The sequence below is a fragment of the Hungatella hathewayi WAL-18680 genome (genome assembly GCF_000235505.1).
Classification (GTDB): domain Bacteria; phylum Bacillota; class Clostridia; order Lachnospirales; family Lachnospiraceae; genus Hungatella_A; species Hungatella_A hathewayi_A.
Window position 1 is genome coordinate 345,257 of record NZ_JH379029.1, and the last position, 12,751, is coordinate 358,007.

The following is a 12,751-nucleotide window of genomic DNA, read 5'->3' on the forward strand; positions in this document are numbered from 1 at the left end:
GCTTCCAGTTTATCCCTTTACCGCCCCCATGGCAACGCCTTTTGTAATATATTTGTTCAAAATGATATAAATAATCACCATCGGCGCCGCCGTCAGCGCCATAACCGCAAACTGTACCGCGTAATTCGAAGAGTACATTCCCGTGAACTCCAGCACGGAGAACGGAAGTGTCTTCCACTTGGGACTGCTCAAATAGGTACTGGCCATCATAAATTCATTCCAGTTATTCAAAAATGTCATGATAGATACCGTCACCAGAGAAGATTTCAGCATCGGGGTGATTAAAACCGCAATCATCCGGTAGATTCCACACCCATCAATCATGGCTGCTTCCTCTATTTCCTTTGGAATGCTGTCCATAAAGCTGCTGGTTAAAAACAGCCCCTGTGGCAGCGAAAACGCGATGTAGGGAATCAGCAACGCCCAGATACTGTCTGTCAGATGCAGCTTATCGTAAATCACATAGTTGGGAAGCAGGGTTGCGTGGATAGGTATCATCATCCCCAGGAGGATTAAGTTTCTCACCATTCCCGACAGTTTCCAGTGCATTCTCGTACAGGCAAAGGATGCCATAATGGAGATCACCAGAACCGCGGCCACCGCCAGCACATTAATCAAAAGGCTGTTCTTAAAATATAACAGGAAATGGCCGTCCACGAACGCTTTCACATAATTATCCCACTTTATCACCTTGGGAATGATTAAAAGGCCGTTGGTAAACATCTCATTACTGCTGGCCAGGGAAAAATCCAAAAGCCAGATCAGCGGAAATATCTGGATGACAGCTACCGCAATCAGAACCATCCAAAGCACAATCTTTCCGGGAGTAAATTTTTTCTTTTTCATCCGGTCATGCCTCCTTTTCTTCGCGGAATATACGGTTCAGCACCTGGGTCGACAGGATACAGATAATCACGAATATCACACTGATCGCGTTTCCATAACCGTACCGGAAGGAACTGAACGCCTGCTTATACAGATAGTTGGCCATAAACTGGGTCTCATTTCCCGGTCCGCCGTTAGTCAGCAAGTATACGGTTTCCATCTGCTTCAACGCAGAAATGATGGCCAACGTCACATTAACCTGGATGACCGGCTTCATCAACGGAAGCGTGATCCTCAGAAACGTCTGACTGTTGTTCGCCCCGTCAATGGCTGCGGCCTCATAAAGTCCCGGGTCAATATTCTTGATTCCGGTATAATAGATTAACATTCCCCAGCCAAAACCATGCCAGATTAAAACCACCAGAACCGCCCAGATAGCGCTTCCGCTTCCCAGCCAGTTGGTGTCGCCTGCAAATCCAAACGCCTTGGCAATATTATTCAACAGGCCAAAATTAGGGTTATAGATAAATTTCCACAGGTACGCGATAACTGCCACAGAGATAACATTGGGAAGGAAGTAGACACAGCGGAAAAATCCTTCCGCCCTTCTCCCCATCCGGTCCAGCAGCGCCGCCGTCATAATGGCAAGGGGGTGCTGAATCACGATAAATCCGGCCGCCAACAGCAGAGAATTGCGCAGGGAATACCAAAACGCCGTATCCTTCGCCATGGTTATGTAGTTCTGCAAACCGATAAAGTTTGCTTTCCCCAGCCCGCTGAAATCAGTAAACCCATAATAAAAGCTCAAACAGATGGGTGCCAGAATTGCAAACAGGAACATCGCCACGCCCGGGAAAACAAGAGTAAAGATGATTTTTTTATTGCTGTATGCCTTACGCATGTAATCCTCCTTTATACAGATGGCCGCCTATCCAAAACTGAGAGGCGGCCATTACAAATGTTCTTATTTACTTACATGCAGCTGCAATGCCCTTATAAAAGTCTTCGGTCGTAATCTTGCCGATTGCAGCTTCCTGAACCAGGTCCTCACAGGTAGTCTTGAACTCGGAAGTTCCCATATCACCAAGAGGGTTACCGGACAGGTTTGTCGCCTTGCTGACAATCTCCATGAACTGCTTCTGCGGCTCGGTCTCACTGCCTGTTGCAAACTGGGAGAAATCCTGTGCTGACATGCAGACACCATTTTCCCATGCAATCTTGGTCCAGCCTTCCGGACGGAACATATAGTTCAGCAGTTTGATAGCCTCTTCTTTCTGTCCAGCGCCGGCTGTCACAGAATATCCGCCGCCGTTCCAGGCCGTAATTGCTGTCTCATCTGCTTTTCCGCCTTCGATGGATGGCATGGTAAATACTCTGATATTGTCACGGACCTCAGCCGGTATATCCTGGTTGGTAGCCATACTCATATCCCAGCTTCCCATGTAGAACATCGCTGACTGGCCATTGGCAAATAAGTTCTGGGCCGTACCGTAATCCGTGGTCTCAAATCCGTTCTGGAACAATCCCTTGGACGCGGAATCTGTCAAGATATCAACTGCCTTGGTAAATGTCGGGTCAGAGAAGTCTTTGGTGGCAATCGCGTTGTGGGTTTTCTCCATCACGCCTTCTCCGTCTAGCTTCTGCATAATATCGGTTACATAAATGTACAGAGGCCATTTGTCACCGCCGTCCATCGATACGGGAATGATGCCTTTTTCCTTGATTGCTGCGCCAAGAGTCATCAGCTCATCATAGGTAGTTGGAACCTTCCAGCCATTTTCATCAAACATGGCCTGATTATAGTAGAAACACATAACATCAGTATTTCTGGCCAGTCCATACAGCTTTCCGTCACGGCTGAAGCCATCTAAGGAACCGTTGATAAAACCATAATCCTTATAATCATCCGGATTCAGCTCTGCCAAAAGTCCGGCATCCATCACCTCATCAATAAATCCCGGCTGTCCCCAGACACTGACAAGGTCAGGCATTTGGCTTCCTGCCGCATATGCTTTGAATTTTGTCTTATATGCTTCATCATCCAGCGCTTCCACCTCGATGGATACGTTTGGATTGGCCACTGTATACTCATCCAGAAGTGTCTGCTCTACCAGGCCCTGTCCTGATGTACGGTCCGGCAGGTTTGTGAATACCTTTAAGGTGATCTTCTCTCCTGACGCATCCTTTGCCGGCTCTGCTTTTGTGTCGCTCTGTGCTGCCTGTGTCTCAGCTGCACCCGCTGCCGTAGTTCCTGCTGTTTCATTCTTTCCGCCACATGCAGTCAGGGAACACACCATCGCTGCTGCAAGTGCAAGAGATACTATCTTTCTTTTCATATGAACTCCTCCATCTTATACATTTTTCATTATCATCATGTTACCAATTGGCCTTGGAATATTCCTTTTTTTGATATCCAAAGTATAACAGGTTTTTTTTGGTTAATTAACACATAATCTTTTTAAATAGTGTATTATTTTTATATCTTATTGACAATTCCGTCCAAAAATCCTCCACTGTGTCAATGCAGGAAATGGGGATTCCTCCTCCGAGCGGATTAGATGTGTCAGTTTCACCCAGGTGATGCTTCTGGCCGCAAACGGGATAGACTGCCATTGCTCCGTCTTTCTAAGCTCCGCCGACAACTCGCTTCCGTCCGAGAATTCCACTACCGCATGCTTCCAGTAATTGTCATGGGGAAAATCTGCACGAATCAGGATATCAATCCGGTCGGCCAGAACAGGGCGCCCAAACTCGATACAGATTTCGGCATCGGGGTCCTCATTATCCCCCCAGCTGGTATATGGCCATTCTCCATGATAAGTATTCTCATATCTGCCGTCCACCGTATTGCGGGCCGCAAAGACCGATTCCCCTCTTGTCTCAACCGACGCAGTGCAGTGGGGATAATAGGTGGTATCCCCTCTTCTGTCCAGCGGATTCTCACTTAAATTGCCATATGTATTCCGCTCCGTTTCAGGAACCGGCTCCACCCGCACCCTTCTCTCTCCCGTAAATGCCTCCGGCGGATATGCCTGACGCTCTTCCCCGAAGGGAATGGGAAACCGCATGGGGGACTCTGTAATCCACACCCTGGCAGGCGGCAGGGCAGGGTCTGCCGACACCAGCGCATAACACGGCGCATGACTGCACACAACCTCAATCACATCCCCCGGACAGTAGGGAGATGACGGTCTTAATTCCGCCGTCTCCCCCTGTCCCGAACATTCCTTCACCGCTCCCCTGCCGTCACACAGGTTTATTTTATATGTTTCCTCATAACCGTTCTGTTCCATCTCTCTTAATCCTTACCTTTCCCTGTTTTCAGTCAGCCAGTCCACACAGTTTGAAATCCACCTTCGAACCTGCGGATGTCCAAATCCTGCCACCTCGTGACCGCAGCAGCAATATGCCACCCGGCCCATTCCATAACCGCGGACCCACGCAGCCGGATATCTTCCCCCCTCATATTGGTATTCCATCAAAATTTCCAACTCCACAAAGGAATCAAACTGAAACTGATACGCCTCATCCGCCAGTAAAAAACCAGTGATTCCCTTCATCACCGGATGCCCCGCGCCAGCAAGTCCCCCGCCAGACGGAGCAAAGGTCAGCACGGGCAGCTTCTCATAAGGCGGATGGCTCACAAACACGGCCCCAAGAAGCTGCGCCAGTTCCGGTCTCGTCTGCACAGAGATCCCGTTATGAAGCACCATGACCCCGCCACCGCCCGCTGTGTAAGACAAAAGTCCTGCCGTCTCTCGATCCGTCCACGGCCGTTCCTCAAATTCTTCATATAAAATTACCATATCATATTCCGAGAGCGTCCCGCTCTCAAACACGGAAGTGTCCTCCGTCACCGTAATCTGCCACCTTGGGAGAATTTCCGAGAAAGCCAGGTCCACTCCACGGATAGAATGATACCTGGCTTCCCGTTTTCCGTACAGCAGCGCCTTTTTTTCGTTTCTTACCATGGAATCTCCCTCCCCGCCTCATCACGCATCACAAGACGGTCCTCATCAGAATGCAGCAGATTCGATTCATCCCGGCTTCTGTCCTTCAGAAAATAAGCCGCCGCCCGTTTCCCCGATTCCTGCTGCTTCCACGGAGTGCAGCAGCAAAATACGCGGAAGGTATATCCTTCCGGGCGCAGCCGGTTCATCATAATCCGGGCCTGCATATTCCTGGCCACCCGTATCATATGTTCTCCGTAGGATTCGTTGTCGTAACACATATTGTTGCTGGATTCCTTCGTCGTCACATAGCAGATACGCTTGAGTTTTCCACGTTCCAGACGCGGAAGCAGGGTGTGAAGGGCATAGAGCGCTCCGTTTACATGGAAGTCAAAAGCCCCAAGAACCGCCGCCCGCTCCTGGTTTTCATATATAGTTCCCGTATGGGTAAACAGATCACTGTCATCCCCGAAAATCAGAAGGTCCAGGGGACAGTCCGGGCAGTCATACTCTAAGTCCCATACCAGTTCTCCGCCGTCTTCCGCCGAAGCATAAACAGTCCTCCATCCGTTACGTTTCAGACATTCTTCGATTCCTGCACAGACCGCCGTCTTTCTCCCCCATATAACCGCGGTCAGATCTTGTTCTGCCTGCATCATCATATCTCCCTCCACTAAAATGGCCACGCCATTCCGTACACATCCACAAGCTCCAGCGGTTCCACTCCCTGCTTTAAAAAATACCGGACCGCCTCACGGGCTGAAACCTCCGGCTCCAATTCGCCATTCATCAGTTCCCCGCCTTCCATATAAGTGCGCATCCAACCCGGATGATAAAGCCGAATCTCATATCCCCGCTTTCCCAAATCGTTATTTAAGATTCTCACCGCCATGTTAAGCGCCGCCTTCGACATACAGTATCCCGTCATCCCATCCCGGTGAGCCAGGGAGATACTTCCCGCTTCTGAGGAAACGAAACAGATTTTTCTGCTTCCCTCCTCCATCATGGGCAGGAAATATCTGGTTACACAGACCGGCCCCATGCTGTTCACATTAAAAACATTCCGGTTTTCCTCCGCCCGAACCCCGGTGGAGAACCCATCCTCCCCACCGATAATGCCCGCATTGTGAACCAGCACATCCAGAACCGCCGTATGCTCCGCAATCACAGCCTGCGCCCTCTCGATGGACAAATCATTCCCAATATCCAATGGGACAATCACCAGACGTCCCTGATGATGACATTCCAGATGTTTTAACTCCGGCCATCCGGCCAGAAACTGTCCCGCAAAGACGAGATAATCCCGTCTTAAAAACTCTACACAAAGGCTGAACCCCAGTCCCCGGTCAGCTCCCGTAACCAGCACTGTCTTCATTTTCTCCAATCCTCTCTTGCCTGTTCCATCAGAAGATAAAATGCCTGCCCCTCCGGAGAGAAGCCTGGTTTATCAAATGTTGGCGCTCCGCATACTCCGCGGATAAAGCCGAATTCATCCATCCGGCGCTCCGCCGCTGCGCACATGGCATCCCCTTCCGCTTCATACCGGGCGGGATTTAGCCACCCCTCCCTCATTCCACAGTAAATCGTGTATGCTGCCATCTGCGACAGGTTCGTTTCTACAAAGGAACTCCCGTCATCTACCACATCATGAAAGAGTCCGTCCTTTCTTCTCCAAGTAAGCACACGCTCCAACAGACGAGTTATTCTCTCACGCAGAATTTGTTTTTCCTCCCTGTATTCCCCGGAGGGCAAAAGCCCTAAAAGCCGGGTCATTCCCGCCAGCGCCCAGCCGTTTCCGCTTCCCCAGTGAGCCGCCCGGATGAAAACCTGCTCCCCGTCATCCCACATATGGCACATCAACCCCGCTTCCCGGTCATACAGGGCGTTCCAGTATGCATCCATCTGCTCCCATGCCTCGCGGGGTCTCCCAGCGGCTGCCAGAAACGGCGGAAGCATATACATGGAATCCACCCAGAACTGCTTACCTGTGGTCAGATGGTAGAGAATTCCCTCCTCATTTCTGGGCGCCTTTCGAAGGGTCCAGTCCAGAAGGGCTTCCAGTCCGCTCTCCAGCATGGAATCACCTGTGTGTCGGCAGGCAGCTATCAGCGCTTCCCCCACGGCACAGGGGTCCGTCACCCCATCCGTCACTCCAATTGTAGCGGCCCTTCCATCTGGCAGGCTCCGGTACACGGCCTCTCTTGCCATCGCACACACGGTCTCCATCTCGCCCATTTCTAAAAATGCCTGCATGGCTGCGCCCTGCTCCCAGGAATGCCGCTGCATACTAAGCAAAGCAAGCGCCGCCTTTCTTCTTTTGTTTTCTCTCTCTCGTTCTTCCACCGCGCTCCTTCTTCTCCTCTCCTTTGATATCATCTCAAAAGTTCCGCCGGTAATCCCCCAGTTCCCCGTACACACCGGTCAGCGCCTCATAAGTATGGTTGAAAATCCAATATAATTTCTCATAGCGTTCTGCAAGATTTTCATCTGGCATAACGGTTCTCTCAATCTGGTTTATCTTCTTTGCCACAGAAAAGTCAGGATAAATACCAACTCCCACGCCAGCACAGACCGCCGCTCCCAGACTGGTGGCCTCCTCCAAATAGACAGGAAGTTTCAGCGGCATCTGAAATACATCCGCCAGTATCTGAAGCCAGGCTTCCCCTTTGGCCCCACCGCCTATCATCATAAGCTCCCTGACAGTTCCCGCTCTTTTAAGGCTCTCCAGAATCACCTTTAAATTATATCCCACACCCTCCAAAACCGCTCTGGACATATCCTTCTTCGTGGTAGTAATGGAAAGTCCTACAAACGCGCCTCGCGCGTCATGATTCCAACGAGGCGACCGTTCTCCCAGCAGATAAGGAAGATACAAAAGTCCACCGGCTCCCGGCTCCGCTAAAAGAGCGCCTTCATTGATAGCATCATAGGTTTCCTGACCGCACATGGTATCCTTATACCAGTGATAGGAATATCCGGCAGCCTGCATGGTTCCACAGGGTGTATATAAGGACGGGTCCAAATGAACCCAGTTGAATGTCCGCATCTCCGGGTCGAAATAGGGCGATTTATCAGCCATTGCTATCCAGGAAGAGGAGCCCAGGACATGATAAGCGCTTCCCTGCTCCACCACACCGGCTCCCACACAGGCACAACTCCCGTCACCGCCACCGATAATCACAGGTGTCCCCTCCCGCAGCCCAGTTGCCTCCGCCGCCTTTTTAGTCACCGTTCCCGCCAGGTCTGTGGACGGTCTGGGTACCGGCAGTAAGTTTCTATCAATCTCGAGTGCCTGCAAAATTTCATCCGACCAGCATTTCCTTTCGATATCAAACAGATTGGTGCCGGACGCATCGCTGTAATCCGTCACAAACTGTCCTGTAAGATGATAGATAATGAAATCTTTGGCGTGAAGCATCCAGCGGCTCCGGCGGTATACCTCCGGCTCATGGTTTCTGACCCACAACAGTTTGGCCGCCGAGTAGGAGGCGCTGAGCCTGTGACCTGTAATCCGATATCCACGCTCCATTCCAATCCGCTCAATCATCCAGGCCTCTTCCTTAGACGCCCTGGTATCCGCCCAGATAATCATCGGGCGCTGAGGCGCCCCTTCTCCATCGGTTAACAGACATCCCATCATCTGGGCGCTGAAGGACACGGCTGCAATCTCCCCGGCATCCACATCCGCCTTGGCCAGCAGTTCTTTTGTAGAGCGACAGACCGCCTCCCACCAGTCCCACGGATTCTGCTCCGCCCATCCCTCACGGGGGTAGCTGGTTGGATACCCGGCCAGACAGCTAGCCATCAGGCGGCCATCTGTACGGTACAGCGTGGCTTTATTTCCGCTGGTTCCCAAATCATGGGCTAACATATACGCATTCATAAGTACCTCCTCACAGCGACAGTTCTACCAGGGCCGCCGGCATCTCATGCTTTAAGTTCACTTTATCAGGTCCTGTCACAAGATCAAAACAGGAGGCGATGATCTTCCCGTCCCAGACAATGGGTTCTCCCGGCTGGTCCAGCCCTCCATCCGCCCCGCGGCAGTCCGGACTCTGGGCAATCCGCTCCACCGTCCCATTAGGAGTCACCTTCGCAATTGCGTTGGCGCAAAAATCAGCGATATATAAATTACCGTCCTCATCAAAAATCATGCCATCCGTACTCTGAAGCTGCTCTGGATTTACCGCGAAAAGCTGATTCTCCTTTAAACTTCCATCCCCGTTAAAGGTGATACGATAGACCGCTCCGTCTCCAAAATTCCCGACATAGAGATTCCCCTCCCGGTCAAATACAATGCCATCGGCGCCATACTGGCACTCCGGATTTTCCGTCACAAACGTTGCAAAGATGTGGGAATCCTCCAGGCTATTGGTTATCTGGATGCCTTCCTCGTCCAGGCCAAACCGGTAAACACAGCTTGCCAGCTTTCCGTCCGGACGTTTCACCGGATGGAGATAACTCTGCGTCACGTACATATAGCCATCCCGGATACGAATACCGTTAGGATGCTCCATGTGCTCGGCCACCACAGTGGTTTTAAGGATTGTCCCCTCATCGTCCACGGTGATCTTCAAAATCCGCCCCTTGAACAAGAGTTCTTCCCTCTCACTCCAGCCCTGGTTGTCACAGAGATAAATGTTCCATTCCTCATCAAATGCAATCCCCATATTTCTCGCCACACCGGTCTCCGGATGCACCGGAACATCAAACCATTTGGTGACATTTCCCTCCCGGTCAATTTTAACCACACAGCCGGATAAGCTCTCATCCGCATAATTGGGGCATGACAGCACCAGGTTTCCATATTTGTCGACCGCCATTCCGTCCGGTGTACACACATAATCCGGCAATGTGCAGAATAATTTACTCTCTCTCATCTGTTTTTCCTCCTAAAATTTAATCACAATTTTTTGGTTGTCGGTTTCCGTTCTTCTACCAGTGCAAATGCATCCAGAATCTGCTCAAAATCAAACACATTCGAGATGAAATCCATCGGGTTCAAAACTCCCTGGTTAATCCACGACATAATCTGCGCATGGGCTTCCCCTTCCTCCGCCTTGCTGGGCCACTGCACAAACTGAAGAGTCCAGTTATAAGGCGCGCAGTTCCAATCCAGCTCCATTCCCAGCTTCGGAGATATCCCGTAACAGCATATCTTTCCATTATACTTGATAAGTCCCATGGCCTGGTTAATCAGTGCGTTGATTCCCACCGCATCCACCACATAGTCGATACCGTCCGGGAACAGGTTTCTCACCTCCGCCTCAATGTCGCAGACAGAGGTATTGAATGCGTAGTCGGCTCCCATCTCTTTCGCCGCTGCCACTTTATCATCCGAGATATCGGTTGTGATGACTGTCTTAAGCCCCAACAGCTTTAAAAATTTTGTAAAGCACAGTCCCACGGGACCCGCACCCAAAACCAGAGCATTTTCATTAGGCTGGAAATCGAAACGCCGGATTGCACTTAGCACCTCCCGGAATGTGATAATCATGGACGCGCCTATGGCATCCGTCTTGTCCTCCGGGAGAATGATACTCTGCGCCAGATAGCTTTCGCTCCATTTTTCCGTGCCCGGTCCCATGCCATGACGAATATAGCTCCCTGCATCTCCTACCACCGCGTACTCCGCAAATGCTCCCCAGCCCGGCGTACAACCGTCCGTCTTCTCCTCGAGAAATGGAAGCAGCACTAAATCTCCCACATGCAGATTTTCCACCTGCGCCCCCGTCTCCACAACACGCCCCACGCCCTCATGACCCAGGATAGCCGGATAATCATGAAAATTTTTAAATGTCTTGTGAATCAGTTTGGTGTCCGTTCCATTACAGACCCCGCAGCTTTCCAGTTTCACCAGCGCCTGACAGGGACCGTATGTTGGCTTTTTAATCTCTTGAATTGATAACTCCCCATTTTCATTTACAATTAATGCTTTCATATAAACCTCCTGCTTTCTCTGTCTATTATTTTACGTTTTCTTCCATTTTTCAGAAACGTTCATTCTTTCTATTTGGTGTCTTATTTTTAGATTTAAGTAAACTATTTTTTAACAATCCGGAAATCCCCCCCCCCCACAATCTTTGATGGTCAGAAATAAAGATACCGGATACAACTCCAGGTAAATCCCCTTCTGTCATATCCGGTCTTTTCTCCGTATGTATCAGCCAGTCTTACAGCCTGCTCTTATATTCTTCCAGAATCGTCACACTGGCGGTAGAGCCAATACGGCTAACACCCAGGTCTATCAGTTTCAGAGCGGTATCCAAATTTCTAACTCCTCCGGCGGCTTTTATCATGATTTTATCGCCTACCATCCGCTTCATCAGGGCGATATCCTCCAGAGTTGCTCCTCCGGTGCCAAAGCCGGTGGAAGTTTTAATAAAATCCGGTTTTACATTGAGAGCAATTTTGCAAAGTTCTTCCTTCTCTGCTTCCGTAAGATAACAGTTTTCAAATATCACCTTGGAAATTACATGGTTTTCACGGCAGATGTCCACAATTCCGGCCATCTCTTTCTCAATGTAGTTGTAATTTTTTTCTTTTAATTCCGTGATATTAATCACATAATCGATTTCATCCGAGCCATTCTCAATAGCGGTTTTTGTCTCATTTATCTTATCCACTATGGTCGTCTGGCCCAGCGGGAAGCCAATCGCGGCGCCCACATGGACCGGACTGCCTTTTAACAGTTCTTTGCATCGGATGACCTGGGCCGGATTGATGGCAACCATCTTGAAACCGTACTCCATACTCTCTTCACAGAGTTTTACAAAATCGTCGTGAACTGCGTAGGCCCGAAGCTGGGTATGATCAAAATAGGCCGCCAGCCCGCTGGGGGTTAAATTTGTATTCATTGATAAATTCTCCTTCTTCTTTCATATTTGATAATTGATTGAGTGTTGTTTTAATGCACACTGTTTAACTGTATACTGCCTACCATGCATATGCCTCAGGGGCTTCTCCCCCTGGTCCCGGGAATACTTCATCCAATGCCCGCAGCATATCATCGTCTAGCTTAATCTCCATAGCGCGGATCGATTTTTCCATCTGCTCCAGAGTTCTTGCCCCAATGATCGGAGATGTCACAATTGGATTGTGCAGAAGCCACGCAAGAGCCACATCCGCTTCCTCCAAACCTGCCTCCCCACAGATTTTCTTATACTGTGCCAGCTGCGGTCCGTACTTCTGCTCCAGTGCGGCATTATTCTTCTTGCGCAATGTCTCCGCGCCCTTGCCGCTCAGAAGACCACCCTCCAGCGGACTCCATGTCGTGACTCCAATCCCGTATTCCCGGCAGGCCGGAAGAAGCTCCAGTTCCGGCAGACGGCAGGCCAGATTGTATTTATCCTGCTCCACCGAAATCCCCATGAAATGTCTGGCCTTCGCCTCCCCCTGCGCTCTGGCTATCTCCCAGGCCGGGAAATTGCTGGCGCCGATGTAATCAATCATTCCTCTTTCGTACAAATTCTGGAACGCATCCCACTTCTCTTCCCAGCTCACTCTTCTGTCCACATGATGCATGTAATACACTTCCACATGGTCTGTCTGCAACCGTTTTAAGGATGCCTCAAAATGCCGTCTCACTTTATAGATGGAGAGTCCTGGTACCGTGTTCGGCCCGTCGTTCTCATCATGCATATCCTCATGAACCTTGGTCGCCAAAATTACCCGTTCTCGCCTTCCTCCGCCCTGGGCAAACCATCTGCCTATGATCCGTTCCGTAATTCCCTGGTCCCCCGTCAGGAATCCATAGTTGTTAGCTGTGTCAAAAAAATTGATTCCAGCCTCCAGCGCCGCATCCATAATCTGAAATGCTTCCTCTTCCGTCGTAGTGGAACCAAAATTCATTGTTCCCAGACAAAGAGAACTTACTCTCATGCCCGTCCTTCCCAGATACTTGTACTCCATGTAATACCCCTTTCTTTTTTCTGCATGCCGCCTTATCACTACGCTTCATATTGTTTTGCCATTTG

Annotated in this window: 14 protein-coding genes; all 14 read right to left on the reverse strand. The window is 50.2% G+C overall.

Annotated features, from left to right (window positions below; genetic code table 11):
• Positions 1-9: 9 nt before the first annotated feature.
• A complete protein-coding gene (locus tag HMPREF9473_RS22360) occupies positions 10-846 on the reverse strand; it encodes a carbohydrate ABC transporter permease (protein ID WP_006782497.1) in 837 nt (278 codons plus the stop codon).
• Positions 847-850: 4 nt separating this feature from the next.
• Positions 851-1,726, reverse strand: a complete 876-nt coding sequence (locus tag HMPREF9473_RS22365; protein WP_006782498.1) for a carbohydrate ABC transporter permease — start codon at positions 1,724-1,726, stop codon at positions 851-853.
• Positions 1,727-1,793: 67 nt separating this feature from the next.
• Positions 1,794-3,161, reverse strand: a complete 1,368-nt coding sequence (locus HMPREF9473_RS22370; RefSeq protein ID WP_006782499.1) for an ABC transporter substrate-binding protein — start codon at positions 3,159-3,161, stop codon at positions 1,794-1,796.
• A gap of 147 nt (positions 3,162-3,308) precedes the next feature.
• Entirely contained in the window at positions 3,309-4,118 is an 810-nt protein-coding gene (locus HMPREF9473_RS22375; RefSeq protein WP_006782500.1) for a hypothetical protein, read from the reverse strand.
• 12 nt (positions 4,119-4,130) lie between these two features.
• Positions 4,131-4,796 carry a ThuA domain-containing protein gene (locus HMPREF9473_RS22380; RefSeq protein WP_006782501.1) on the reverse strand — a complete coding sequence of 222 codons (666 nt, stop codon included), beginning with the start codon at positions 4,794-4,796 and terminating at the stop codon, positions 4,131-4,133.
• Entirely contained in the window at positions 4,790-5,437 is a 648-nt protein-coding gene (locus HMPREF9473_RS22385) for a hypothetical protein (protein WP_006782502.1), read from the reverse strand. Before HMPREF9473_RS22385 ends, HMPREF9473_RS22380 begins: the two co-directional genes overlap by 7 nt.
• 11 nt (positions 5,438-5,448) lie before the next feature.
• Positions 5,449-6,150 carry an SDR family NAD(P)-dependent oxidoreductase gene (locus HMPREF9473_RS22390; protein WP_006782503.1) on the reverse strand — a complete coding sequence of 234 codons (702 nt, stop codon included), beginning with the start codon at positions 6,148-6,150 and terminating at the stop codon, positions 5,449-5,451.
• Entirely contained in the window at positions 6,147-7,193 is a 1,047-nt protein-coding gene (locus HMPREF9473_RS22395) for a glycoside hydrolase family 88 protein (RefSeq protein WP_242830882.1), read from the reverse strand. The genes HMPREF9473_RS22390 and HMPREF9473_RS22395 overlap by 4 nt, the downstream gene beginning before the upstream one ends.
• Positions 7,153-8,658 (reverse strand): xylulokinase, encoded by a 1,506-nt coding sequence (gene xylB, locus HMPREF9473_RS22400; protein WP_006782505.1) that lies wholly within the window; start codon positions 8,656-8,658, stop codon positions 7,153-7,155. The genes HMPREF9473_RS22395 and xylB overlap by 41 nt, the downstream gene beginning before the upstream one ends.
• Before the next feature lie 10 nt (positions 8,659-8,668).
• Complete coding sequence (locus tag HMPREF9473_RS22405; protein WP_006782506.1) at positions 8,669-9,655, reverse strand: SMP-30/gluconolactonase/LRE family protein; 987 nt, start codon at positions 9,653-9,655, stop codon at positions 8,669-8,671.
• 23 nt (positions 9,656-9,678) lie between these two features.
• A complete protein-coding gene (locus HMPREF9473_RS22410) occupies positions 9,679-10,716 on the reverse strand; it encodes a zinc-dependent alcohol dehydrogenase (protein ID WP_006782507.1) in 1,038 nt (345 codons plus the stop codon).
• 49 nt (positions 10,717-10,765) lie between these two features.
• Entirely contained in the window at positions 10,766-10,915 is a 150-nt protein-coding gene (locus HMPREF9473_RS27490; protein ID WP_157140238.1) for a hypothetical protein, read from the reverse strand.
• A gap of 33 nt (positions 10,916-10,948) precedes the next feature.
• A complete protein-coding gene (deoC, locus tag HMPREF9473_RS22415) occupies positions 10,949-11,632 on the reverse strand; it encodes a deoxyribose-phosphate aldolase (protein WP_006782508.1) in 684 nt (227 codons plus the stop codon).
• A 79-nt stretch (positions 11,633-11,711) separates the two neighbouring features.
• Complete coding sequence (locus HMPREF9473_RS22420; RefSeq protein ID WP_006782509.1) at positions 11,712-12,686, reverse strand: aldo/keto reductase; 975 nt, start codon at positions 12,684-12,686, stop codon at positions 11,712-11,714.
• Between the last annotated feature and the right edge of the window lie 65 nt (positions 12,687-12,751).

Bases quoted from the DNA above. Each gene is read 5' to 3' on its own strand.
- HMPREF9473_RS22360 (WP_006782497.1), bottom strand. From the start codon at position 846: ATGAAAAAGAAAAAATTTACTCCCGGAAAGATTGTGCTTTGGATGGTT.
- HMPREF9473_RS22365 (WP_006782498.1), bottom strand. From the start codon at position 1,726: ATGCGTAAGGCATACAGCAATAAAAAAATCATCTTTACTCTTGTTTTC.
- HMPREF9473_RS22370 (WP_006782499.1), bottom strand. From the start codon at position 3,161: ATGAAAAGAAAGATAGTATCTCTTGCACTTGCAGCAGCGATGGTGTGT.
- HMPREF9473_RS22375 (WP_006782500.1), bottom strand. From the start codon at position 4,118: ATGGAACAGAACGGTTATGAGGAAACATATAAAATAAACCTGTGTGAC.
- HMPREF9473_RS22380 (WP_006782501.1), bottom strand. From the start codon at position 4,796: ATGGTAAGAAACGAAAAAAAGGCGCTGCTGTACGGAAAACGGGAAGCC.
- HMPREF9473_RS22385 (WP_006782502.1), bottom strand. From the start codon at position 5,437: ATGATGATGCAGGCAGAACAAGATCTGACCGCGGTTATATGGGGGAGA.
- HMPREF9473_RS22390 (WP_006782503.1), bottom strand. From the start codon at position 6,150: ATGAAGACAGTGCTGGTTACGGGAGCTGACCGGGGACTGGGGTTCAGC.
- xylB (WP_006782505.1), bottom strand. From the start codon at position 8,658: ATGAATGCGTATATGTTAGCCCATGATTTGGGAACCAGCGGAAATAAA.
- HMPREF9473_RS22405 (WP_006782506.1), bottom strand. From the start codon at position 9,655: ATGAGAGAGAGTAAATTATTCTGCACATTGCCGGATTATGTGTGTACA.
- HMPREF9473_RS22410 (WP_006782507.1), bottom strand. From the start codon at position 10,716: ATGAAAGCATTAATTGTAAATGAAAATGGGGAGTTATCAATTCAAGAG.
- HMPREF9473_RS27490 (WP_157140238.1), bottom strand. From the start codon at position 10,915: ATGACAGAAGGGGATTTACCTGGAGTTGTATCCGGTATCTTTATTTCT.
- deoC (WP_006782508.1), bottom strand. From the start codon at position 11,632: ATGAATACAAATTTAACCCCCAGCGGGCTGGCGGCCTATTTTGATCAT.
- HMPREF9473_RS22420 (WP_006782509.1), bottom strand. From the start codon at position 12,686: ATGGAGTACAAGTATCTGGGAAGGACGGGCATGAGAGTAAGTTCTCTT.